At 67.4% G+C, this 22,611-nt stretch carries 21 protein-coding genes; 16 read left to right on the top strand and 5 right to left on the bottom strand.

The window, feature by feature from the left end:
• Nucleotides 1-13: 13 nt before the first annotated feature.
• Together AC3IMC_RS05385 and AC3IMC_RS05390 are read right to left on the bottom strand one after the other, a co-directional pair.
• Nucleotides 14-562 (bottom strand): DUF1697 domain-containing protein, encoded by a 549-nt coding sequence (locus AC3IMC_RS05385; protein ID WP_490917367.1) that lies wholly within the window; start codon nt 560-562, stop codon nt 14-16.
• A gap of 49 nt (nt 563-611) precedes the next feature.
• On the bottom strand, nt 612-1,331 hold the full coding sequence (locus AC3IMC_RS05390; protein ID WP_009356552.1) for an IclR family transcriptional regulator: 720 nt from the start codon (nt 1,329-1,331) through the stop codon (nt 612-614).
• 113 nt (nt 1,332-1,444) lie between these two features.
• On the opposite strand from AC3IMC_RS05390, the gene leuC reads away from it, so the two are divergent.
• The 6 genes from leuC to AC3IMC_RS05420 all read left to right on the top strand — a co-directional run bounded on the left by leuC (nt 1,445) and on the right by AC3IMC_RS05420 (nt 8,006).
• Entirely contained in the window at nt 1,445-2,899 is a 1,455-nt protein-coding gene (gene leuC, locus AC3IMC_RS05395; RefSeq protein ID WP_490917368.1) for a 3-isopropylmalate dehydratase large subunit, read from the top strand.
• 9 nt (nt 2,900-2,908) lie between these two features.
• On the top strand, nt 2,909-3,511 hold the full coding sequence (leuD, locus tag AC3IMC_RS05400) for a 3-isopropylmalate dehydratase small subunit (protein WP_490917369.1): 603 nt from the start codon (nt 2,909-2,911) through the stop codon (nt 3,509-3,511).
• A gap of 189 nt (nt 3,512-3,700) precedes the next feature.
• The gene (gene murA / locus AC3IMC_RS05405) at nt 3,701-5,026 is read left to right on the top strand and encodes a UDP-N-acetylglucosamine 1-carboxyvinyltransferase (RefSeq protein ID WP_490917370.1); all 1,326 of its coding nucleotides are present in this window, start codon (nt 3,701-3,703) and stop codon (nt 5,024-5,026) included.
• Between the two features lie 9 nt (nt 5,027-5,035).
• Nucleotides 5,036-5,806: a lysophospholipid acyltransferase family protein gene (locus AC3IMC_RS05410; protein ID WP_490917371.1), complete on the top strand. Its 771-nt coding sequence runs from the start codon at nt 5,036-5,038 to the stop codon at nt 5,804-5,806.
• The gene (locus AC3IMC_RS05415) at nt 5,803-6,855 is read left to right on the top strand and encodes an NAD(P)H-dependent glycerol-3-phosphate dehydrogenase (RefSeq protein WP_490917372.1); all 1,053 of its coding nucleotides are present in this window, start codon (nt 5,803-5,805) and stop codon (nt 6,853-6,855) included. Before AC3IMC_RS05410 ends, AC3IMC_RS05415 begins: the two co-directional genes overlap by 4 nt.
• 2 nt (nt 6,856-6,857) lie before the next feature.
• The gene (locus tag AC3IMC_RS05420) at nt 6,858-8,006 is read left to right on the top strand and encodes a D-alanine--D-alanine ligase family protein (RefSeq protein WP_490917373.1); all 1,149 of its coding nucleotides are present in this window, start codon (nt 6,858-6,860) and stop codon (nt 8,004-8,006) included.
• A 32-nt stretch (nt 8,007-8,038) separates the two neighbouring features.
• On the opposite strand, the gene AC3IMC_RS05425 is transcribed toward AC3IMC_RS05420, so the two are convergent.
• Entirely contained in the window at nt 8,039-8,542 is a 504-nt protein-coding gene (locus tag AC3IMC_RS05425; RefSeq protein WP_490917374.1) for a DUF3515 domain-containing protein, read from the bottom strand.
• A gap of 69 nt (nt 8,543-8,611) precedes the next feature.
• On the opposite strand from AC3IMC_RS05425, the gene thiL reads away from it, so the two are divergent.
• Genes thiL through rsmD form a run of 4 tightly spaced genes read left to right on the top strand, consistent with a single transcriptional unit; the run spans nt 8,612 to nt 13,590 of the window.
• Nucleotides 8,612-9,658: a thiamine-phosphate kinase gene (gene thiL / locus AC3IMC_RS05430; protein ID WP_490917375.1), complete on the top strand. Its 1,047-nt coding sequence runs from the start codon at nt 8,612-8,614 to the stop codon at nt 9,656-9,658.
• A 22-nt stretch (nt 9,659-9,680) separates the two neighbouring features.
• Nucleotides 9,681-10,667, top strand: coding sequence for a DAK2 domain-containing protein (locus AC3IMC_RS05435; RefSeq protein ID WP_490917416.1), 987 nt, complete (start codon nt 9,681-9,683; stop codon nt 10,665-10,667).
• A complete protein-coding gene (locus AC3IMC_RS05440) occupies nt 10,657-12,930 on the top strand; it encodes an ATP-dependent DNA helicase RecG (RefSeq protein WP_490917376.1) in 2,274 nt (757 codons plus the stop codon). Before AC3IMC_RS05435 ends, AC3IMC_RS05440 begins: the two co-directional genes overlap by 11 nt.
• 42 nt (nt 12,931-12,972) lie before the next feature.
• On the top strand, nt 12,973-13,590 hold the full coding sequence (gene rsmD, locus AC3IMC_RS05445; RefSeq protein WP_490917377.1) for a 16S rRNA (guanine(966)-N(2))-methyltransferase RsmD: 618 nt from the start codon (nt 12,973-12,975) through the stop codon (nt 13,588-13,590).
• Nucleotides 13,591-13,691: 101 nt separating this feature from the next.
• Here rsmD and AC3IMC_RS05450 read toward each other — a convergent pair whose 3' ends face one another.
• Together AC3IMC_RS05450 and AC3IMC_RS05455 are read right to left on the bottom strand one after the other, a co-directional pair.
• Entirely contained in the window at nt 13,692-14,459 is a 768-nt protein-coding gene (locus AC3IMC_RS05450; protein ID WP_490917378.1) for a spermidine synthase, read from the bottom strand.
• Nucleotides 14,459-15,688, bottom strand: coding sequence for an aminotransferase class I/II-fold pyridoxal phosphate-dependent enzyme (locus tag AC3IMC_RS05455; RefSeq protein WP_490917379.1), 1,230 nt, complete (start codon nt 15,686-15,688; stop codon nt 14,459-14,461). Before AC3IMC_RS05455 ends, AC3IMC_RS05450 begins: the two co-directional genes overlap by 1 nt.
• Before the next feature lie 43 nt (nt 15,689-15,731).
• Between AC3IMC_RS05455 and coaD the strand changes: the two genes are divergently transcribed.
• The 6 genes from coaD (at nt 15,732) to smc (ending at nt 22,558) form a co-directional block, all read left to right on the top strand.
• The gene (gene coaD, locus AC3IMC_RS05460; protein WP_490917380.1) at nt 15,732-16,232 is read left to right on the top strand and encodes a pantetheine-phosphate adenylyltransferase; all 501 of its coding nucleotides are present in this window, start codon (nt 15,732-15,734) and stop codon (nt 16,230-16,232) included.
• 122 nt (nt 16,233-16,354) lie between these two features.
• Nucleotides 16,355-16,879 (top strand): YceD family protein, encoded by a 525-nt coding sequence (locus AC3IMC_RS05465; protein ID WP_490917417.1) that lies wholly within the window; start codon nt 16,355-16,357, stop codon nt 16,877-16,879.
• Between the two features lie 36 nt (nt 16,880-16,915).
• The gene (gene rpmF / locus AC3IMC_RS05470; RefSeq protein ID WP_009356569.1) at nt 16,916-17,119 is read left to right on the top strand and encodes a 50S ribosomal protein L32; all 204 of its coding nucleotides are present in this window, start codon (nt 16,916-16,918) and stop codon (nt 17,117-17,119) included.
• 20 nt (nt 17,120-17,139) lie between these two features.
• Nucleotides 17,140-17,868 (top strand): ribonuclease III, encoded by a 729-nt coding sequence (gene rnc, locus AC3IMC_RS05475; RefSeq protein ID WP_490917381.1) that lies wholly within the window; start codon nt 17,140-17,142, stop codon nt 17,866-17,868.
• 6 nt (nt 17,869-17,874) lie between these two features.
• On the top strand, nt 17,875-18,861 hold the full coding sequence (gene mutM / locus AC3IMC_RS05480; protein WP_490917382.1) for a bifunctional DNA-formamidopyrimidine glycosylase/DNA-(apurinic or apyrimidinic site) lyase: 987 nt from the start codon (nt 17,875-17,877) through the stop codon (nt 18,859-18,861).
• A 109-nt stretch (nt 18,862-18,970) separates the two neighbouring features.
• Nucleotides 18,971-22,558 (top strand): chromosome segregation protein SMC, encoded by a 3,588-nt coding sequence (gene smc / locus AC3IMC_RS05485; protein WP_490917383.1) that lies wholly within the window; start codon nt 18,971-18,973, stop codon nt 22,556-22,558.
• The last annotated feature ends 53 nt before the right edge of the window (nt 22,559-22,611 follow it).

Raw genomic sequence — 22,611 nt, forward strand, 5'->3', positions numbered from 1 at the left:
ATGGGCAGCGCGGTCAGCCGGCGCCCGCGAGCCCGGCCGCCGCGTCCCCCACTTTGATCATGGTGCGCAGGTTGCGGGTGGTGGTGGCAGCCTTGAATTTTGCCTTGGCGCTGATTTTGCTGAAGGGACTGTCCAGGGTCCCGCCGGCTGGAGCGAGCCAGGCCAGGGCCTCTGGACCCAGGCGCTGCTGGTCATGGCCCTCCAGGGCTGACCCGGCCGCTTCCAGCTCATCAAGGACAGCGGTGTCCGATGACAGGGTGACGTAGCTGTGGGTGGACTTGTCGTCGTCGGGGTAGGGGCAGGCCGCCACCAGACCGGCCACCCTCCGCGCGTCCAGCACTACCACCCACGCCTCGTAGCCGAACGCTGAACGGAGGCACGTTTCGCACTGCCGCTTGACGTCGGCTGCATCCAGGCTGCTGGAGAGCACTACGTTTCCACTCGCCAGCAAGGTCTTGGCGTCCGGGAAACCGCAGTTCTTCAGTGCCTCCCGAAGGACGGCCATTTTGATATTGATGCCGCCAACATTGATGCCGCGGAGGAACACTGCATAGCTGCCCATGGCCACAGCCTAGCGGCAGGTCCCGGCGCTTTGAGGCGTTGTTCCTGCCTCAGTCGTTGTTCTTGCGCAGCGCCTCGGTCAGGATGCGGCCGGCATTGCAGACCACTTCCGCATGCAGGCGCCCCGGCTGGCGGGTCAGGCGCTCGATGGGGCCGGAAATGGAGACGGCGGCAATCACCCTGCCGGACGGACCGCGCACCGGTGCCGAGACGGAGGCGACCCCCGGCTCGCGTTCGCCAAGGCTCTGTCCCCAGCCCCGGCGTCGTACTCCTGCCAGGACGGTGGGCGTGAAGCGGGCAGACTGCAGGCCCTCAAGGAGCCGGTCGTGGTCCTCCCAGGCGAGCAGCACCTGGGCGGCGGAGCCGGCTTTCATGGACAGCTGCGTGCCGACGGGGATGGTGTCGCGCAACCCGATCGGGCGCTCCGCGGAGGCGACGCACACACGCCAGTCACCCTGGCGCCGGAAGATCTGGGCGCTTTCACCGGTGGCATCGCGCAACTGCATCAGCACGGGGCCGGCGGAGGCAATCAGGCGGTCCTCGCCGGCGGCGGAGGCGAGCTCAACGAGCCGGCTGCCCAGGACGAACCGGCCCTGGATGTCGCGGCTGACCAGGCGGTGGTGGACGAGCGCCAAAGCGAGGCGGTGGACAGTGGGCCGGGCCAGGCCGGTCGCCGCCACGAGCTGTGCCAGGGTGGTGGGGCCGGCCTCGAGTGCGTCAAGCACCTGGGCTGCTTTATCAATGACACCGACTCCACTAGAATTGTCCATGTAATGATATTGCCGTCTCAATATCTGAGATGCAAATCTTTCGGCTGGCGCATCGCGGAGCCGCCCTGATTCAGTTGGACCAATCAGCCAAACAGCAGTGAAGGGAGATGGCCATGGCAAGGACATTGGCCGAGAAAGTCTGGGACGCACACGTGGTGCGCAAAGGTGACGGCGACGGTGCCAGCGCCCAGCCCGACCTTCTCTACATCGACCTCCACCTGGTCCACGAAGTCACGTCCCCGCAGGCGTTTGAAGGCTTGCGGCTGGCCGGCCGCAAGCTGCGCCGCCCTGACCTGACCATCGCCACCGAGGACCACAACACTCCCACCCTGGACATCGACAAGCCCATTGCCGATCTCACCAGCCGCACCCAGATCGAGACCCTGCGCCACAACTGCGCGGAGTTCGGCGTCCGGCTGCACAGCCTGGGCGACGCCGAACAGGGGATCGTCCACGTCGTAGGCCCGCAGCTGGGCCTCACCCAGCCCGGCATGACCGTGGTCTGCGGCGACTCGCACACGTCCACGCACGGCGCGTTCGGCGCCCTGGCGATGGGCATCGGCACCTCCGAGGTGGAGCATGTCATGGCCACCCAGACCCTGTCGCTGAAGCCGTTCAAGACCATGGCCATCAACGTCGAGGGCACGCTGCGCCCCGGCGTCACCGCCAAGGACATTATCCTCGCCGTCATTGCCAAGATCGGCACCGGCGGCGGCCAGGGCTACGTCCTGGAATACCGCGGCTCGGCCATCCGGGCCCTGTCCATGGACGCCCGCATGACCATCTGCAACATGTCCATCGAAGCCGGCGCCCGCGCGGGAATGGTGGCCCCGGACGAGACCACGTATGCCTACATGAAGGGCCGCCCGCACGCGCCGGAAGGCGCGGACTGGGACGCCGCCGTCGAGTACTGGAACACGCTGAAGACCGACGACGACGCCGTCTTCGACGCACAGGTGGACCTGGATGCCGACACGCTGGAGCCGTTCGTCACCTGGGGCACCAACCCGGGGCAGGGCGTGTCCCTGTCCGAAGCGGTGCCGTTCCCGGCGGACTTCGGCGACGAAAACGCCAAGGCCGCTGCTGAACGCGCCCTGCAGTACATGGGCCTGGAAGCCGGGACTCCCATGAAGGACATCCGGGTGGACACCGTCTTCCTGGGCTCCTGCACCAACTCCCGGATCGAGGACCTGCGGGCGGCGGCGGACATCATCCGCGGCCGCGAAAAGGACCCGAACGTCCGGATGCTTGTGGTTCCCGGATCCGCCCGCGTCCGGTTGGAAGCCGAGGCCGAGGGCCTGGACCGCGTGTTCAAGGACTTCGGCGCCGAATGGCGGTTCGCCGGCTGCTCCATGTGCCTGGGCATGAACCCGGACCAGTTGGAGCCGGGGGAGCGGTGCGCCTCCACGTCCAACCGCAATTTCGAAGGGCGCCAGGGCAAGGGTGGGCGCACCCACCTGGTGTCCCCGGTGGTCGCCGCGGCCACTGCAGTGCGCGGCACGCTCAGCTCGCCGTCGGACCTTGAACCGGCCCCCGAACCCGCCGCCATCCGCATCGACGCAGCCTAGGACAAGACCATGGAAAAGTTCACCCAGCACACCGGCATCGGCGTCCCGCTGCGCCAGAGCAACGTTGACACCGACCAGATCATCCCCGCCGTGTACCTCAAGCGCATCACCCGCACCGGCTTTGAGGACGCCCTGTTCTCCGCCTGGCGCAAGGATCCCTCGTTCATCCTGAACCAGGAGCCGTACAGTGCAGGTTCCGTACTGGTGGCCGGCCCCGACTTCGGGACGGGTTCCTCCCGTGAGCACGCTGTCTGGGCGCTGAAGGACTACGGCTTCAAGGCCGTGCTGTCCTCCCGCTTCGCCGACATCTTCCGCGGCAACTCCGGCAAGCAGGGGCTGCTGGCCGCCCAGGTGGCGCAGGACGACATCGAACTCATCTGGAAAGAGCTCGAAAACGCACCCGGAACCGAGGTCACGGTGGACCTCGAATCCAAGACCGTGGTGTGCGGCAATATCGTGGCGCCGTTCGAGATCGACGACTACACCCGCTGGCGGCTGCTGGAAGGCCTGGATGACATCGGGCTGACGCTGCAGCATGAGGCGGACATCACCGCCTACGAAGCCACCCGCCCCAGCTTCAAGCCGAAAACGCTGCCGGCCCGGGTTTCCTAGGCCAGGCTTTCCCTCCGGCCCCTTCCCCCTCGCGTCCCGCGCGTACGGGGAAAGGGGCCGGAGCTGTCCCGGCGGCCGCCACGCCCCGCCTTCGGCGGCCCCTTATTTCGGTTCGGTAACGCGACCTCCTATGCTTGGTTGGAGCCTTCGCAAGGATTTGTGGGCTAGTGATCGTGAGGAAACCGGTATATGAGTAGTGTTCTGACAATCCGCGGCGGAGTCCCGCTTACAGGCCGCGTCAGCGTCCGGGGGGCAAAGAACCTCGTCCCCAAGGCCATGGTGGCGGCACTGCTGGGCAATGAACCCTCGGTGTTGCGGAACGTTCCGGAGATCAAGGACGTGGAGGTTGTCACCTCCCTGCTGCAGCTGCATGGCGTGACCGTGGAGAAAGACCCGGTCAACGGTGACCTGACCCTGGACCCGAAGTCCGCCAAGACCGCGCCCAGCACCGCCATTGATGCCCACGCAGGTGACTCGCGTATCCCCATCCTGCTCTGCGGACCCCTGATCCACGCCATCGGCGAGGCCTTCATCCCCGACCTCGGCGGCTGCAAGATTGGCGACCGGCCCATCGACTACCACCTGGACGTGCTGCGCCAGTTCGGGGCAGTGGTGGAAAAGCGCCCGGGCGGCATCCACATCTCCGCGCCGAAGGGGCTCCATGGGGCCAAGATCTCCCTGCCCTACCCGTCCGTTGGCGCCACCGAACAGGTCCTTCTCAGCGCCACCCGCGCCGAAGGCATTACCGAGCTCTCCGGTGCGGCCACCGAGCCGGAGGTCATCGACCTCATCGCCGTGCTGCAGAAGATGGGCGCCATCATCAGCGTCCAGACCGACCGGACCATCCGGATCGAGGGCGTCCGTGACCTGGGCGGCTACAACCACCGCGCCCTGTCGGACCGCAACGAATCGGCCTCCTGGGCGTCGGCAGCCCTGGTGACCCGCGGCGACATCTTCGTTGAAGGCGCCTCGCAGCGCGACATGATGACCTTCCTGAACACCTACCGCAAGGTGGGCGGGGGCATGGACATCGGCGAGGACGGCATCCGCTTCTACCACCGCGGCGGAAAGCTGAGCCCGCTGGTCCTGGAAACCGACGTCCACCCTGGCTTCATGACGGACTGGCAGCAGCCGCTCGTCGTCGCGCTGACGCAGGCCGAAGGCGTGTCCATCGTCCACGAGACGGTGTACGAGAACCGTTTCGGCTTCACCGACGCCCTGATCCGCATGGGTGCCAGCATCCAGGTCCACCGCGAGTGCCTGGGCAGCGTGCCCTGCCGGTTCGGGCAGCGCAACTTCCTGCATTCCGCCGTCATTTCCGGCCCCACCCAGCTCAAGGGCACCGATATCGACGTCCCCGACCTTCGCGGCGGGTTCAGCCACCTGATCGCTGCCCTGGCTGCCACCGGCACCTCGCGCGTCACCGGCATCGACATCATCAACCGCGGCTATGAGCGGTTCACCGAAAAGCTCGCGGGACTCGGTGCCGACTTCGACATCACCACCACGAAGTAGAGCGGAACCGTGAAGGAATCGGCCAAGAGCAAGGCCACATTCGTTTTCATTGCCGGCATCGTCCGGCCCTTGATGACCGCGATGATGAGCAAGAAATGGGAGGGAACCGAAAAACTTCCCGCCGGCGGCTTCATCGCCGCCCCTAACCACTGCACGGAAATTGATCCCCTGGTGGTGGGCCACATGCTCTACAACAACAAGCGCGCACCGCACTTCCTGGCCAAAGAGGCCCTGTTCAAGGTTCCGGGCCTCGGCTGGCTCCTGCGGGCCACCAAACAGGTGCCCGTGGAACGTTCGACGGCGGGAGCGAACCGCTCGCTGCAGGTGGCCCAGGAGATCGTGGCCGAGGGAGGCGCGATCATCATCTACCCGGAGGGCACCCTCACCCGCGATCCCGGGCTCTGGCCCATGAAGGGCCACACCGGCGCGGCGAGGCTGGCCCTGGAGGGCGGCATCCCCGTGGTTCCGATCGCGCACTGGGGTGCGCACGAGGTCTTTCCCCGGTACGGCAAGACGTTCCACATCTTCCCCCGCAAGCTTTCGAGGGTCGTGGTGGGAGACCCGGTGGACCTCAGCGCCTTCGCCGGCCGTCCCCTCGACAAGGCCACTCTGACAGAAGCCACCGACGCCATCATGGACGCCATTACGGATCTCCTGGCCGGTCTCCGGGGCGAGCAGCCCCCCGCCGAGCGCTGGGATCCGGCCAAGCAGCAGCAGTCCAAGCACGGCCGCTTCGTGGAGCGCGGACAGCAGCCCGAGGCCGGAACGGATGCCCGGTGACCGCTGAAGGAAAGCTCGCGGGTTCGGCCCGCAGCGTCGCCGTCCTTGGCGCGGGTTCCTGGGGTACAACGTTCGCGAAAATCCTCGGCGATGCCGCCACCGCGGCCGGGACTCCCCGTTCCGTCAGGATCTGGGGCAGGCGCGCGGAAGTGGTGGACGAGATCAACACCGGCCACCGCAACTCCGTGTACCTCAAGGACATCGTCCTGCCGGACAGCATCACCGCCTCAACCGACGTACGGGAGGTACTGGCGGGGGCCGACCTCGTGGTGGTGGCCGTCCCGGCCCAGTCCCTCCGTCCGCAGTTGCGCGAATGGAAGGACATGATCGCTCCGGGCGCGGTGGTCGTGTCCCTGATGAAGGGCCTGGAACTGGGCACCGACGCCCGGATGAGCGAGGTCATCGGCCAGGAGCTGGACCTGCCGCTGGACCGCATCGCGGTCGTCTCGGGTCCCAACCTGGCCATGGAAATCGCCCGCGAGGAGCCGACTGCCTCCGTGGTGGCCTGCACTGATTCGGCCACCGCGGGCTGGATCGCCAGGACCTGCACCGCGCCATATTTCCGGCCGTACACCACGGCCGACGTCGTCGGCGTCGAAATCGGCGGCATCGTGAAGAACGTGATTGCCCTGGCAGTCGGCATCTGCGAAGGCCGGCAGATGGGCGACAACACCAAGGCTTCCGTCATCACCCGCGGGCTGGCGGAAACGTCCCGCCTGGCACTTGCGCTGGGCGGAGACGCGAAGACCATGGCAGGGCTGGCAGGCCTTGGGGACCTCGTGGCCACCTGCTCCTCCGCACTCTCCAGGAACCACACGGCCGGCCGGCTCCTGGGCCAGGGGCTGACGCTGGACGAGGTGGGCCGGAAAATGACCCAGACCGCCGAAGGCATAAAATCAGGCCAGGCCGTCCACGAACTTGCCGGCAAGCTCGGCGTCGAAATGCCCATCACTGCCGCCGTCGTTGCGGTGCTGGCAGGCAAGCTGTCCGTTGACCAACTGGGGCCGGTCCTGCTGTCCCGGGAATTGAAACCTGAAGGCGATTACTGACCATGTCCCAAGACATATCCACCACGGGGGAAACGGCGAGCACGCGAAAGCCGCGGGTAGCGGTGCTTTTCGGCGGCCGCTCCAGCGAACACGCCGTAAGCTGCGTGACGGCGGCGGGGGTGCTGGGCGCCATTAACAAGGACAAGTATGAGGTGATCCCTATAGGGATCGCCAAGACAGGTCAATGGGTCCTGGCCCCCGCCGATACCGCCGAGTGGTCCCTTGCGGCGTCGTCCCTCCCGGAAGTGGTGCCCTCCGCCCGGACCGTTACCCTGGCCGAAATCGGCGGGGAGCACCAGCTGATCGTCGCGGCACCCAACGAGGTGCCGCAGGAACTCGGTGCCGTCGACGTCGTCTTCCCGCTGCTGCACGGACCGTTCGGCGAGGACGGCACCATCCAGGGCCTCCTGGAACTGTCGGACACCCGCTATGTCGGAGCCGGTGTCCTGGCTTCGGCCGTCGGCATGGACAAGCACTTCATGAAGGTGGTCTTCGAAGCCGCGGGCCTGAGGGTTGGCCCCTATGTGTCGGTCTCCGACAGGCAGTGGCTCAAGGACCCGGAGTCAGTGCGCAAGCAGGTGGACCGGCTTGGCTTCCCCGTCTTCGTCAAACCGGCCCGGGCGGGTTCGTCGATGGGTATTTCCAAGGTGGACTCGCTGGAGGAACTGGACGCGGCCATCGAAGAAGCCCGGCGGCACGACCTTCGGCTCGTCATCGAGGCCGGAATTGTCGGGCGTGAGATCGAGTGTGCCGTCCTCGAAGGCCGGGGTACCGACGCTCCGCGGACTTCCATGCCTGGTGAGATCTCGGTGGCCGGCGGAACGCACGAGTTCTATGACTTCAACGCCAAGTACGTCGAGGACGATGCCGCAGCGCTCAGCTGCCCGGCGGACATCCCCGCGGAAGCCATTTCACGGGTCCGCGAGCTGGCCGCCGCCGCGTTCGATGCCGTGGGTGCCGAAGGCCTGAGCCGCGTGGACTTCTTCTACACTCCCGAGGGCGAGCTGATCATCAACGAGATCAACACCATGCCCGGGTTCACGCCCAAGAGCATGTACCCGCAGATGTGGGCCGCCTCCGGCCTGGACTACGCGGACCTGATCGATGAGCTCATCTACCTGGCCCTGAACCGTAAGACCGGCCTTCGCTGACGGAGTCCTGGCCTCTCATCGGCCAGGGCTCCTTATTGGCTCTTCGGCAGGTTCTGCAGTTCCTCCTGGCCTACGCAGCTCCGCACCGCCGGCACCTTGGCTGCCGCGGCCGACAGGTCAGCCAGCACCGTTGCGGAGCTGATCTTGTCCGGGTCCATCAGGATCTCCGTGGCGGGTTCACGGCCGTAGGTGGTGAGGGTCCACACCGGGTCGCCCTCCTTGATCACCCAGTCGACGCCGTTGACCGTGACGCAGCGGTCCGTCGTCGGTCCCGGCACGTTGACTCCGCACCGCAGGATCACGAGCGAGGGATCACCCCAGGCAGCGGTGGCCTGGCTGTTGGTCTTGCGCAGCTTCGAATCGCCGATCGCATCCGGGAGTGCCACCATCATGGGTGCGCACGCCGGGTTGGCCGCGTCTTTGGCCGCCGTGACGTCCACGGCCGGGGCGCAGGCGACCAGCGGAACGGCAACCATTCCCCCGATCAGTGCCATCCTGGCGGCGCGAACGGACAGGGAAGGCTGGGGACGGTGCATCCCTCCAGCCTATCGCCGCCGTGAACCCCGTCGGGACACGATGTCGGCGGGGCGCGGTAGCGTAGTGGCGTGCCTGTAGACCTCCCTGACCGCATTGCCTGCCAGCCCACTGTCGCCGGCCTGTCCGAAGCCGACCTGCTTTCCCTGATTTTCCCGCGCCTTCGGATGGGGGAGTCCCACGCCGCAGCCACGCTGCTGGGGCCGGGGGACGACGCCGCCATCGTGGCCGCCCCGGACGGCAGGACAGTGATCAGCATCGACACGCAGGTCCAGGACCAGGACTTCCGCCTTCTGTGGCCCAATGGCTACCGGACTACGGGATTCGACGTCGGCTGGAAGGCGGCCGCGCAGAACCTCAGCGACATCAACGCCATGGGGGCGCGGGCCACGGCCATGGTGGTAAGCCTCACCCTTCCGGTGGATACGCCCGTCAGCTGGGTGGAGGAGCTCGCCGACGGGCTTGCCGCGGGGATCACCGCCCTGGGTGCAAACGCCTGCTCAGTGGCCGGCGGTGACCTGGGCCGTGGCCGCGAGATTTCCGTGACGGTCGCCGTCACGGGCACGCTCGACGGCGGCCGGCCGGTCTTGCGGTCCGGCGCGCAACCAGGCGACGTCCTCGCTTTGGCCGGGACGGTCGGCCACGCCGCGGCAGGTCTGGCCCTCCTGGAGTCGAACGTTGCAGTGGACAGCCTCAGCCCTGCCGAGCGGGTCTTCGTTGACCTGCAGTCCCGCCCCCGGCCGCCGTTGGCCGCGGGGCCGGCGGCCCGTGCGGCCGGCGCCACAGCGATGCTGGACATTTCCGATGGCCTGCTGCGCGACGGCAAGCGTTTGGCTGCAGCCAGCAATGTCGCCGTCCATCTCGACCCCGCCGCACTCCAGCACCTTGCCGGACTCCTCGGGCCGGCGGCGGCGCTGCTGGACACGGACGCCGCAAGGTGGGTGCTGGGCGGCGGGGAGGACCACGGCCTGCTGGCCACATTCCCTGCCGGCGTTCGGCTGCCTCCCGGATTCACTGCGATAGGCTCGGTACAAGCACTCGGAACCGATGAAGGCCCGGGAGTCCTGATTGCGGGCCGGGCCGCGGACACCGGGGGATGGGATCACTTTGCACACTAAGGTTGCCGCCAACGGGCTGGCGATGAAGAGGTGGCTGGGCAAGGCTGAAACTGCCCTGGGCAACCACAGCGACCGCCTCAACGCCATCAACATCTTCCCGGTGGCTGACGGTGATACCGGCACCAACCTTTACCTCACGGTGCGCGCCGCCGCCCGCTCCCTGGTGCTCAGCGAAGAGCAGCCCGCCCCGGTTGACGTGGGAGCCATCCTTGCCACCGCAGGGCAGGCAGCCATGGAGGAAGCCAGGGGGAACTCCGGAACACTCTTCTCAGTCTTCCTGTGCGCCGCCGCCGAGCCGCTGGCCGGACACACCCGCCTGACCTCCACCCTGCTGGCGGCAGCCCTGAACCGGGCACAGATCCGCGCCTGGTCCGCCCTCAGCGATCCCGTACCCGGGACCATGCTCTCCGTCATGGAAGCAGCGGCCCGCGCCGCGGCGGCGGTGGACGCGGGGCAGAACGGAGACGACAGCAACCACGCCTTGGGCCTGGCGCTCGACGCCGCGGTTGAGGGTGCCCTGGCCGCGGTAATCCACACCGAGGAACAGCTCGACGCGCTGCAGTCCGCCCATGTGGTGGACGCCGGCGGCGTGGGAATGCTGCTGATCCTGGACTGCCTCCGCTCGGCAGTCATGGGCCAGGAACTGCAAAGCGAACTCCTGGACGGCCTGCATGGCTATGACGTGTCGGATCCCCACATCCATGCCTCCATGCCGGACGACGACGGGGTGGAAGTCATGTGCACCATCAGCCTGTCGCCGTTGAACGCGGCCACGCTCCGGCAGCGGCTCGACGAAATTGGCGAGTCAGTGATCATGAGCCAGGTCGGCGGCGGCCCGGATGCCGAAGGAAACTACCGCTGGCGCGTCCACGTCCACGTCCCGGACCCGGACCCGGCGGTGGAGATCATCAAGTCCCTGGGCGAACCATCGCAGATCAATATCAGCGAACTGGCACTGCCCCGGGATCCCGAAGCGGACGCAGTGAACACCAGCGGGCATGAACGCTGAACTGGACCTCGCCCTGGAGCGGCGGATCGGGAAACGCTCCGCGGCGGTCATTGAAAAGCACCTCGGCATCACCACCGTCGAAGGGCTCCTCAGCTATTTCCCCCGCCGCTACCTCACCAGGGGTGAGCTGACGCCCATCAGTGAGCTTCCACTCGATGAGGACGTCACCCTGATTGCGAGGGTGCTTTCCAGCAGCACCCGGCGCATGCAGGCGCGGCGCGGGACCATCACCGACGTCATAGTTTCCGACGACGACGGGCAGCAGGGGCTTCGGCTGGTGGGCGGCCGTGACTTCCGGGGCAAAGTGCCCGGAACCCTCAAAATCAGCTTCTTCAACGGCTACAAGGCCAAGGCGGAGCTGCTGCAGGGCCGGCGCGCCCTGTTCTCAGGAAAAGTCAGCAGTTTCAAAGGGCAGTTGGGCCTGACCAACCCTGACTTCCTCATACTGGACGACGACCCCTTCAACCAGGGCAGCGGGGATCCGGAGAAACTCGCCGCCATGCCCATCCCTGTCTACCCTGCGACGGCCAAGCTGCCCAGCTGGAAGATCCAACAGGTCATCGCCGCCCTGCTGGAAACCGTCGACCTCGGCTCCCTGCCGGATCCGGTACCCGCAGCTGTCGCGGCGCGGGAAGGTTTCCTGCCCCTGGCGGATGCCTACCGGCTCATCCACGCGCCCCAAGCGGCGCTGGACTGGAAGCGGGCCCGCGACCGTTTCCGGTACCAGGAAGCTTTGGTGCTGCAGTCAGCGCTGGCGCGGCGCAGGGCGCAGCTCGCCGCCGAGGAAGCCACCGCCCGGCGGCCCGCAGAGGACGGCATCCTGTCCGCTTTCGACAGCAACCTGCCCTTCACCCTCACTGCCGGCCAGGCCGCCGTCGGGAAGACGCTCTCCGCGGAACTTGCGCGCGACACTCCCATGAACCGGCTGCTGCAGGGCGAAGTGGGGTCCGGCAAGACCATCGTGGCGCTGCGGGCCATGCTGCAGGTGGTCGACGCCGGGGGACAGGCTGCCCTCCTTGCGCCCACCGAGGTGCTCGCCGCCCAGCATTACGACTCCATCCGGCGCACCCTTGGCCCGCTTTCCGCAGACGGCCTGCTGGGCGGGCTGGCCGGAAGCGCAGGAACGTCCGTCCAGGTCACCCTCCTGACCGGTTCCATGCCCACGGCGGCACGGAAACAGGCCATGCTGGACGCCGCTTCCGGCACGGCGGGCATCATTATCGGAACCCATGCACTGCTCAGCGACAACGTATCCTTCTACGACCTTGGCCTCATTGTGGTGGACGAGCAGCACCGGTTCGGCGTGGAGCAGCGCGACGCCCTCCGGGCCAAGGCACGCAAGCCCCCGCACCTGCTGGTCATGACCGCCACCCCCATTCCCCGCACCGTCGCGATGACCGTCTTCGGTGACTTGGAAACTTCCACCCTCGACGAACTGCCCCAGGGCAGGGCGCCGATCACCACCCACCTGGTAGGCCTTGCGGAGAACCCCGCCTGGGCGGCACGGATCTGGGCGCGCGCCCGGGAGGAAATCGACGCCGGGCACCAGGTGTACGTGGTCTGCCCCAAGATCGGTACGGACGACGACGGCGATTTCAGCCCCGGGGAAGCCGAACCGCCGGGCCTCGACACGGACGAAAGCGCGCGCGAACTGGCCTCCGTAACGGCCGTCGTCGAGCATCTGCTGGCTGAGCCGTCCCTGTCCGGCGTCCCGCTGGCCCCGCTCCACGGGCGCCAGGACGCGGACCTGAAGATGGACACCATGGCAGGGTTCACTGCCAACCGCATCAAGCTGCTCGTTTCCACCACAGTGATCGAGGTGGGCGTGGACGTCCACAACGCCACACTCATGGTCATCCTGGACGCCGACAGGTTCGGGATCTCCCAGCTTCACCAGCTCCGCGGCCGTGTGGGGCGCGGCGGCCTGCCGGGGACCTGCCTGCTGGTCACTGCCCTCGAGCCCGGACATCCCAGCCGGCGGCGGCTGGAGGCGGTGGCCGACACCACCGACGGCTTCGTCCTGTCGCAGGAGGACCTCAAGCTGCGGCGGGAGGGTGACATCCTGGGCGCCTCGCAGTCCGGCGGCCGCTCAACCCTGAAGCTGCTGCGGGTCCTGGACCATGAAGACGTCATTGCCAGGGCCAGGGAAGACGCCCAGGGCGTTGTCCGGGACGACCCCTTCCTGTCCAGCCATCCGGAACTCGCTGATGCCATCGACAAATACCTCAACCCCGAAAAGGAGGCGTTCCTTGAACGCGGCTAGCAAGGAAAGCGCCGTTCGCGGCCGGAAGACGCGGTGGGCCGCATGACCCGGATCATTGCGGGAGCCGCGGGCGGCACACCGCTGATGGCCGTCCCGGGATCTTTGACGCGGCCCACCACGGACAGGGTCAAGGAGGCGCTGTTTTCCCGGCTTGATGCTTTCGAGGCCATCGCCGGCGCGCGGGTGCTGGACCTTTATGCCGGCTCCGGGGCCCTGGGCGTGGAGAGCGGCAGCAGGGGAGCGGCGTCCGTGGACCTGGTGGAGTCGGATGCCAAGGCCAGCGCCGTATGCCAGCGCAACGCCGACCTTATCAATGGTGTCCTGGGCCGCAAGGCGGTCACCGTGCACCGCTCCAAGGTCGAACCCTTCCTGGAACGCGCCGCCGACACCGCGGCGTGGGACCTCGTCTTCCTGGATCCGCCCTATCCACTGGAGGAGGCGGCAGTGACCTCAGTGCTGCAAAAGCTGTCCGCCCACCTGGCTCCGGGGGCCGTCGTCGTGGTGGAGAGGTCCTCACGTTCGCCGGAGCCTGGCTGGCCCGGGGCGATGACGCGGTTCGCGGAGAAGAAATACGGGGAAACCAGGCTGTGGTTCGCAGAGCCGTTCGTGCCGGACGCCATCGACGCCGAGGATGTTCCCCTGACCCAGGACGGCGGATAACCCAGGACGGCGGATAACACAGGACGCGCGTGGCCCAGGACGGCGCGCGGGACAGCATCGAGGAGCCCGGACCGGATTCCGGCACGGAGGGGTGAGGCGGGTCAGCCTGCCAGCGCGTCCAGGTCGACACCCGCCAGCACCCTGGCCGGATGCGGGCCCCGGGCAAGCAGCTCCGCGGTCCACTGCTCCGGCCACTTTCCCAAGGTTCCGGCAAGGATGATGTTGCCGGGGTATCGGCCGTCGAACATCCCGGCCTCCGCAACAGCGGCCACGTCCCCCATAACGTCCCGCAGCGCAGCTACCTGGCTCCGCACCAGGGTGAGCCCCGGTTCGTCACCGACGTTGACGATCAGCACTCCGTCCGGACGCAGGCGCGCCTTCGCCTCCCGGTAGAACCCGCTGGAGGCGATGTGGGCCGGCGCCTCGGGGCCGGAGAAAATATCCAGGATTACGACGTCGAACGTGAGGCCGGGGTCCAGCGCGCCGAGTGCGTCCCTGGCGTCCCCGATGACGGTGGTCAGGTCCGTGCCCTCGGGAAGGGGCAGGTACTTCAGGACAAAGTCCAGCAGCTCACGCTCAAGTTCCACCGCATACTGCACCGAGCCGGGGCGGGTGGCCTGGATGTACCGGGCCAGCGTCAGGGCGCCCGCCCCCAGGTGCAGCGCGCGGACCGGCGCACCTTCCGGAGCGGCAAGATCCACCAGGTGCCCGATCCTGCGCAGGTACTCATAGAAGATCTCGGCGGGCCGCTCGAGGTTGACGTGCGACTGCTCAGCGCCGCCGATGCTCAGGACGAAACCGCCCTCGGTGAACGCGTCCGGTTCGATGGTGGCATGCTGGCCGGTGGTCCGCAGGAACCGCGACGACATTAGAGCTTGCCACGCAGTGTGGCAAGCCGCTCCGCGGCCTCCTCCAGGACGGCATTCTTTTTGCAGAATGCGAACCGGAGCAGGCTTCGGGTGCGTCGTGCACCTTCCTCATGGCAGAAGACGGGGACGGGGATGGCGGCCACGCCCACCAGCGCCGGCAGCCGCCTGGCGAGGTCCAGCGCGTCAGTGATGCCGAGCGGGGCGGTGTCCACGTTGACGAAGTAGGTGCCCTGCGGAGTGAAGACGTCGAAGCCGGCGGCGCGCAGCCCCTCGCTGAGGATGTCGCGCTTCAACTCCAAGGCCGCGGCACTGCCCTCGTAGAAAGTGTCCGGCAGGGCCAGGCCCTGGGCGATGGCAAGCTGGAAGGGGGTGCCCGAACTGTAGGTGAGGAACTGCTTCACCGTGCGTACTGCGGAAACGAGTTCCGCAGGCCCGCTGAGCCAACCCACCTTCCACCCGGTCAGGGAAAAGGTCTTTCCTGCCGAGGAAATGGTAATGGTGCGTTCCCCTGCTCCCGGGAGCGAAGCCACGGGCGTGTGGGCGACGCCGAACGTGAGGTGCTCATACACTTCATCGGTGATGATGATGCTGCCGTGCCGGGCCGCGAGGTCCACCACGCGCTGCAGGACGTGCCGGGGAAAGACCGCCCCTGTGGGGTTGTGCGGATTATTCAGCAGCACCACCTGCGTCTGCGCGTTGAAGGCGGCCTCCAGGGCGTCCAGGTCGGGCATGAAGTCCGGGGCCGCCAGCGGCACCGTCACGTGGGTGGCGCCGGACAGTCCAATGATTGCCCCGTAGGAGTCGTAGAACGGCTCGAACGTCAGCACCTCGTCGCCTGGCCGGGCGTATGCCAGGAGGGCGGCCGCGATGCCTTCCGTGGCGCCCGTGGTGATGATGACCTCCGAGGCAGGATCCACTGACAGCCCGTAGAACCGGTCCTGGTGCGCGGAAACGGCCTCCCGGAGTTCGGGGATCCCTTTCCCTGGCGCGTACTGGTTGGCTCCGGCAGCGATGGCTGCACGGGCGGCTTCCCGGATTTCGGCCGGGCCGTCCTCGTCCGGAAAGCCCTGGCCGAGGTTGATGGCGCCGGTCTGCAGGGCCAGGGTTGTCATTTCCTCGAAGATGGTCACGCCCAGGCTGCCATCGGGTGAAAGGAGGTTGGCACCAAGTGCGGTGCGCTGCCAGGGGGCAGGTGACAGGGGCGTGGAAAGTTCCCGTGCTGGATGCATCCAGTCATGGTATCCCGGCCTTGCCATGGGGTAGGTTCGGAGCATGAGACGCGCTGTTTGCCCCGGATCCTTCGACCCCATCCACAACGGCCATCTCGAAGTCATTGCACGTGCCGCCGGGCTCTTTGACGAGGTCATCGTTGCCATTTCCACGAACTTCGCGAAGAAGTACATGTTCACCCTGGACGAGCGGCTCGAGATGGCCCGTGAGACCCTCGCCTCCCTCAAGGGCATCGTCGTGGAACCGGTGGGCGAGGGGCTTCTGGCCGAGTATTGCCGCCAACGCGGTGTGTCCGCCATCGTCAAGGGCCTCAGGTCGTCCTCGGACTTCGACTACGAGCATCCCATGGCCACCATGAACCGCCAGCTAAGCGGGGTGGAGACCGTCTTCCTCCCGGCCGAGGCAAGCTACGTGCACCTGTCCTCCACGTTGATCAAGGAGGTGGCGTCCCTGGGCGGGAACGTCACTGATTACGTGCCGAGGTCCGTGCACCGCCGGATGCTCTCCGGCGAGTCTTCGACCGACCTGCAGCCAAGACGGTAAGCTTGTCCGGTACTTCGGCGCCGCCTCCGGCCAGTTTGAGTCGTTAGGGCTCATCGGGCTAAGATGGTACGTCGGTCATATGTTCAACAGGAGTTCTCATTAAAAGAGATGCTGGTTCGCCCCTGGCGTTCGACGTCAAGGACCTCGGGCGCAGCCCGGGAAGCATGCGGACGCTGAAGGAACATGTACCCGCACCGGGTGATCTTGGTGTGGCGCTCATTGGTGTTCAGGAAGGCTCGGATGTCGAGCTCGACCTGAGGCTTGAGGCCGTACACGAAGGAATTCTGGTATCTGGAACCGTTGTCGTCGGTGTAACCGGCGAGTGCGGCCGATGCCTGGATCCCCTTGCGTATGACCTTGAGGTCAATGTGCAAGAACTTTTCTTCTACGAGGGCGCTGAGCTTTCGGACGAAGAAGATGATGAAGAGCAACGTCGAGTCGAGCACGATGTAATCGATCTTGAACCGGTGTTGCGGGACGCGGTTGTCACCAATCTGCCGTTCCAGCCGGTGTGCCGGGAAGACTGCCAGGGCCTTTGCTCCGAATGCGGAGTTCGCCTGGAAGACGAGCCGGGGCACCACCACGAGGTCCTGGATCCTCGCTGGGCTGCCCTAGCTGATATGGCTAAGCCTGACCGGCAAAATTGATTTGTACGTGTTTGTCTAGAGAGAAATGAGTTAGCCGTGGCTGTTCCCAAGCGGAAAATGTCTCGCTCGAATACCCGCGCCCGCCGCTCGCAGTGGAAGGCGACCGCCCCCCACCTGGTGAAGACCGTTGAAAACGGCCAGGTCACCTACAGCCTGCCGCACCAGGCAAAGGTCGTCACCGACTCTGCTGGCACCGCGCTGTTCCTTGAGTACAAGGGCCGCAAGGTCGCTGACGTCTAATCGGCCGACAGGCTGGAAAGATGTCTTCAACTGAAGAGCTTTTGAAGCGTCTCGGTGTCAATATTGACGCCGGGACGCTTCGTCTTGCGCTCACCCACCGCTCGTACGCCTACGAAAACGGCGGCATCCCCACCAACGAGCGCCTGGAATTCCTGGGCGACTCCATCCTGGGCTTCTCCGTGACCGACGCCCTCTACCGGGACAACCCCGACCTGCCCGAAGGCGACCTCGCCAAACGCCGCTCGGCGGTCGTCAGCACCCGGGCGCTGGCCAACATCGGGCGAAGCCTGGGCATCGGGGAGTACATCTACCTGGGGCAGGGCGAAAAGCTCACCCAGGGAAAGAACAAGGCGTCCATCCTCGCGGACACCATGGAGGCCCTGATCGGGGCCACCTATGTCTCCAACGACATCGAGACGGCACGCCAGCTGGTCATGCGCCTGATCGGCCCGTTGCTGAAGGATGCGGCTGTCCTTGGTGCCGGCACCGACTGGAAGACCAGCATCCAGGAGCTCGCGGCCAGCCGCCAGCTGGGCACCATCCACTACGCCGTGGACGGCGCCGGTCCGGACCACGCCAGGACGTTCACAGCTGTGCTGAGCATTGGTGGAACCGCCTACGGCAAGGGCACCGGGCACTCTAAAAAAGAGGCGGAGCAGGAAGCGGCAGCTGACGGCTGGCGGGTGCTCACTGGGGCGGAAAGCCTGGACGCCACCGGCAAAGCCGCTGGCTCCGTAGCCGCCAAGTAGCCCGCCATGCCGGAACTGCCCGAGGTGGAAGTGGTGCGCCGCGGCCTGGTGAGCTGGGTGCGCGGCAGGACCATCGAAGCCGTCGAGGTCCTCGACCCGCGCTCCATCCGGCGCCACGCCCTGGGCGCTGACGATTTCGCCGGCAACCTCGAAGGGGCCATGGTGGCCGACGTCGTGCGGCGCGGCAAATTCCTCTGGCTGCCGCTGCTGGACGGTGCTGACGTCCCTGGAAGTGTTTCCGCCGCCGGAACAGACGGCACCGGCGTGCCGCAGCCGCACGTGGCACTCATGGCCCACCTGGGCATGAGCGGCCAGCTCCTGATGCAGGATTCCGGCGTTCCGGACGAAAAGCACCTCAAGGTCAGGTTCCGCCTCAGCCCGCAGGAGGGCATGCCCGAGCAGCTGAGGTTCGTGGACCAGCGCATTTTCGGCGGATTGTTCGTCACTTCGCTGGTTCCCACGGACGACGCCGGACCCGGCGGGCTCGCCGAATCGCCCCTTCCGTTGATCGCCGGGGAGGCGGCGCACATTGCACGCGATCCCCTGGATCCCGCTTTCTCGTTCGAACTCTTCTACCGGCGGCTGAGGAAACGGAGGACCGGCCTGAAGCGGGCGCTGCTGGACCAAGGCCTCGTGTCCGGCATCGGAAACATCTACGCCGACGAAGCGCTGTGGCGGGCCCGGCTCCATTTCGCCCGCCCCACCGACACGCTCCGCCGTGCCGATGCCCAGCGTGTCATCGACAGTGCACGCGAGGTGATGCTCGACGCCCTGGCAGCGGGCGGCACCAGCTTCGACTCCCTGTACGTGAACGTCAACGGTGCGTCCGGATACTTCGACCGGTCCCTCAACGCCTACGGCCGCGAAGGCGAACCGTGCAAGCGGTGCGCCGCATCGGGAATCCCGGCGACCATCCGACGCGAGCAGTTCATGAACCGCTCCTCGCACACCTGCCCCGTCTGCCAGCCGCGTCCCCGCAACGGGCGCTGGTAGCCGGCCCGCTGCGCCTTTCCCCGGCGATATCCCGCGAAATTCCGCGGCCAGGCAGTAGATTGAGGGGAGCCTAGCAGCCGCTGCAGCCACTCAGGAGATCCGAAAAGCCTTGCACCTCAAAAGCCTCACCGTCCGGGGGTTCAAGTCCTTTGCGTCCGCCACCACGTTCGAGTTCGAACCCGGCGTCACCGCGGTCGTGGGCCCGAACGGGTCGGGCAAATCAAATGTCGTGGACGCCTTGGCCTGGGTCATGGGGGAGCAGGGCGCGAAAACCCTTCGCGGCGGCAAGATGGAGGACGTTATCTTCGCCGGCACGTCCGGCCGCCCGCCCCTGGGCCGCGCCCACGTTTCGCTGACCATCGACAACACCGACGGCGCCCTGCCCATCGAGTACAGCGAAGTGACCATCTCCCGGACGCTGTTCCGTACCGGTGGCTCGGAGTACGCCATCAATGGCGCCGCCTGCCGGCTCCTGGACATCCAGGAACTGCTCAGCGATTCCGGGCTGGGCCGGGAGATGCATGTCATCGTCGGCCAGGGCCAGCTGGACCGCGTCCTGCACGCCACTCCCGAGGACCGGCGCGGCTTCATTGAAGAAGCCGCGGGGATCCTCAAGCACCGCCGGCGCAAAGAACGAACCGTCCGCAAGCTGGAGGCCATGCAGGCCAATCTCCAGCGCCTCACCGATCTCACCGGCGAGATCCGCCGGCAGCTCACGCCCCTGGGCAAGCAGGCAGAAGTGGCCCGGCGCGCCCAGCGCGTCCAGTTCGATGTCCGCGACGCCCGCGCCCGCCTGCTTGCCGACGACCTGGTCCAGCTGCAGCAGGCGCTGGAGAAAGACGTCGCGGACGAGGCAGCGCTGAAGGCGCGCCGGACCGCCGTCGAGCAGGAACTCGAAGCCGGCCGCAGACAACAGGCCGCCCTGGAACAACTCGCCGCCGAGGCAACCCCCCGGCTGAATGCCGCCAGGGACAGCTGGTACCGGCTGTCCACCGCCCGCGAGCGGCTGCGTTCGCTCGGTTCCCTGGCTACCGAACGCAGCCGCCTGCTGGGATCCGACGACCCGGCCCCCGCTTCCGGCCGGGACCCGGAACAACTGGAACGGCAGGCGGCCCGGGTCCGGCAGGAGCTCGCAGAACTGGAACAGGACATCGCCGGCAGGCGGAGTGCGCTGGAAGCAGCTACTGCTGTGAAGGCCGAGGCTGAGCAGGCGTCCCTGGCGGAGGACAGGCGGCTCACGGCTGAGCTGCGGGCACTGGCGGACCGCAGGGAAGGGTTGGCGCGTCTGGCCGGGCAGGTCGCCGCAGCCAGGTCGCGGGTGGAATCCGCACAGGCCGAACTGGGCCGGCTGAGGGAGTCGCTCGCTGCCGGAACGGAGCGCCGCGCCCGGGCCCAGGCCGAGTTCATCGCGCTGGAAAACCAGGTGGCCGGGGTGGAAGAGGGGGAGGAGTCCCTCGACGCCGAGTACGAGGCCGCGAGCGAGGTGCTGGACGCCGTACTGCAGGAAATCGCCGACCTCAAGACGGCGGTGAACGAGGGGATCCGCAAGCGTGATGCCCTGGCAGCACGCCTGGAAGCGCTGAAGCTCGGCCTTGACCGCAAGGACGGCGCCCGGCACGCACTCGAGGCAGGGCTTGCCGGGGTGGAGGGGAGCCTCGCCTCAGCACTGACGGTCGAGGGAGGTTTCGAGACGGCGATTGCCGCAGCCCTCGGGGAGGTGTCCGAGGCTCTCCTGGTGCGGGACCGGGCAACCGCGGCGGAGGTTCTGCAGCTGTTGAAGGACGACGACGCCGGGCGGGCGTCGCTGCTCCTCGCGTCCGCGGCCGCGGACCACCTAGGGGACGCCGGCAGGGGCCCGCTTCCTGAGGGTGTGAGGTGGGCACCGGACCTGGTGGAGGCCCCGGCCAGCCACCTCCCGCTGGTCAGGCAGTTGCTGGCCACGACCGCCGTGGTCGATGATGTGGAGGCAGCGGCCGGACTCGTGGCAGTCACGCCCGGCCTGACGGCAGTCACCCGCGACGGTGACGTCTTCACCGCCGTCACCGTAACCGGTGGATCTGCCTCGGCCCCGTCCCTCCTGGAGGTCCAGGCAGCCGTGGACGACGCCGGGCGTTCACTCTCCGCCGTCACCGCCGGCCTGGAACGCAACCGGTTTGCCCTGGCAGCTGCCGAGGCACGGCGCGCCGGCGCGCAGGAAGCGGCGGACATCGCCCTGGACAAGCTCCACGAATCAGATGCACGTCTGGCCGCCGTGGCAGAACGGCTGGGCCACCTCAACTCGGTCCTGCGCAGCGCCGTCGGGGAGAGCGACCGGCTTGCCGCGTCCCTGGCCCGGGCCGAGGAAAACGTCGCGGCCGAGGAGGAAGCGCTGGCAGCCATCACCGCACGGCTCGCCGCCGCACAGGAAGTCCCCGTGGAGCAGGAACCCTCCACCGACCAGCGCGACGCCCTGGCCCGCGCCGCTTCCACCGCACGGGCTGCAGAGGTGGAAGCGCGTCTTTCCCTGCGCAGCGCCGAAGAACAGCTCGCAGCCACCCGGAACAGGGTGGCGTCCCTCGAGCGTGCCGCCGCCACCGAACGCCGTGCCCGCGAGGAGGCTGCCGAACGCGCCCGGCGCCGCCGTATCCAGGCGCAGCGGGCGGCGGCCGTTTCCGCCGCCGTCGACCTTGCCCTTCGCTATGTCGACATATCGGTGGACCTTGCCCGGCACGAACGGGACCAAGCCGAGGAAAACCGCGAACTGCGGGACCGCGGCCTGCGCGATGTCCGGGAGGCCAACGATGCCCTGGCCCGCGAGCTGGCCGACCTCACGGACAACGTGCACCGAGACGAACTGGCCCGTACCCAGCAGCGCGCGCGGATTGAAGCGGTGGAAACCCGCTCCGTCGATGAACTGGGTATTAGCCCCGAAGCGCTGGTCAGCGAATTCGGGCCGCATGTTCCGGTGCCTGTCCCGGCGGAGGAGTCCGGTGACAAGTGGGCGGCCCTGCGCGCACCGGTGGACGACGCCGGCCAGGAGATCCGGGAAGGCAAGCCCTTCGTCCGGGAAGAACAGGAGAAACGGCTGCGCAAGGCCGAACGCGACCTCGCCAGCCTTGGCAAGGTGAACCCCCTGGCCCTTGAGGAGTTCGCCGCGCTCGAAGAACGCCACCAGTTCCTGAGCACCCAGCTGGAGGACCTGAAGGCCAGCCGGCGGGACCTGCTGGACATCATCAAGGAAGTTGATGACAGGGTGCAGCGTGTGTTCACCGAAGCGTTCGAGGACACCCAGGCCCAGTTTGTCCGGGTCTTTGAACGCCTTTTCCCCGGCGGTGAGGGCCGCCTGGTCCTCACCGACCCCGGCGACATGCTCACTACGGGGATCGAAGTGGAGGCCCGTCCCGCCGGCAAGAAGATCAAGCGGTTGTCCCTGCTGTCCGGGGGTGAGCGCTCCCTGACCGCGGTGGCCCTGCTGGTGGCGATCTTCAAGGCGCGGCCCTCGCCGTTCTACGTGATGGACGAAGTGGAGGCTGCCCTGGACGACACCAACCTGGGCCGCCTGATCACCATCTTCGAGGAACTCCGGGAGTCCAGCCAGCTGATCGTCATCACCCACCAGAAACGGACCATGGAAGTGGCCGACGCACTCTACGGCGTCACCATGCGCGGCGACGGCGTTTCCACCGTCATCAGCCAGCGCCTCGGCGCAGGGGTCTAGCGGGAGGCAGCGCAGTGCATCCCGCCTCCGGCACCCTGCCGGAGGCGGGCGGA

Source organism: Arthrobacter sp. E70 (assembly GCF_058266945.1).

Excerpts from the sequence above, each read along its gene's own strand:
- AC3IMC_RS05440 (WP_490917376.1), top strand. The coding sequence starts at position 10,657 with ATGAACGCTGAACTGGACCTCGCCCTGGAGCGGCGGATCGGGAAACGC.
- mutM (WP_490917382.1), top strand. The coding sequence starts at position 17,875 with ATGCCGGAACTGCCCGAGGTGGAAGTGGTGCGCCGCGGCCTGGTGAGC.
- leuD (WP_490917369.1), top strand. The coding sequence starts at position 2,909 with ATGGAAAAGTTCACCCAGCACACCGGCATCGGCGTCCCGCTGCGCCAG.
- rnc (WP_490917381.1), top strand. The coding sequence starts at position 17,140 with ATGTCTTCAACTGAAGAGCTTTTGAAGCGTCTCGGTGTCAATATTGAC.
- AC3IMC_RS05420 (WP_490917373.1), top strand. The coding sequence starts at position 6,858 with ATGTCCCAAGACATATCCACCACGGGGGAAACGGCGAGCACGCGAAAG.
- leuC (WP_490917368.1), top strand. The coding sequence starts at position 1,445 with ATGGCAAGGACATTGGCCGAGAAAGTCTGGGACGCACACGTGGTGCGC.
- murA (WP_490917370.1), top strand. The coding sequence starts at position 3,701 with ATGAGTAGTGTTCTGACAATCCGCGGCGGAGTCCCGCTTACAGGCCGC.
- AC3IMC_RS05450 (WP_490917378.1), bottom strand. The coding sequence starts at position 14,459 with ATGTCGTCGCGGTTCCTGCGGACCACCGGCCAGCATGCCACCATCGAA.
- AC3IMC_RS05435 (WP_490917416.1), top strand. The coding sequence starts at position 9,681 with ATGAAGAGGTGGCTGGGCAAGGCTGAAACTGCCCTGGGCAACCACAGC.
- coaD (WP_490917380.1), top strand. The coding sequence starts at position 15,732 with ATGAGACGCGCTGTTTGCCCCGGATCCTTCGACCCCATCCACAACGGC.
- rsmD (WP_490917377.1), top strand. The coding sequence starts at position 12,973 with ATGACCCGGATCATTGCGGGAGCCGCGGGCGGCACACCGCTGATGGCC.
- AC3IMC_RS05385 (WP_490917367.1), bottom strand. The coding sequence starts at position 562 with ATGGGCAGCTATGCAGTGTTCCTCCGCGGCATCAATGTTGGCGGCATC.
- AC3IMC_RS05455 (WP_490917379.1), bottom strand. The coding sequence starts at position 15,688 with ATGCATCCAGCACGGGAACTTTCCACGCCCCTGTCACCTGCCCCCTGG.
- AC3IMC_RS05390 (WP_009356552.1), bottom strand. The coding sequence starts at position 1,331 with ATGGACAATTCTAGTGGAGTCGGTGTCATTGATAAAGCAGCCCAGGTG.
- AC3IMC_RS05425 (WP_490917374.1), bottom strand. The coding sequence starts at position 8,542 with ATGCACCGTCCCCAGCCTTCCCTGTCCGTTCGCGCCGCCAGGATGGCA.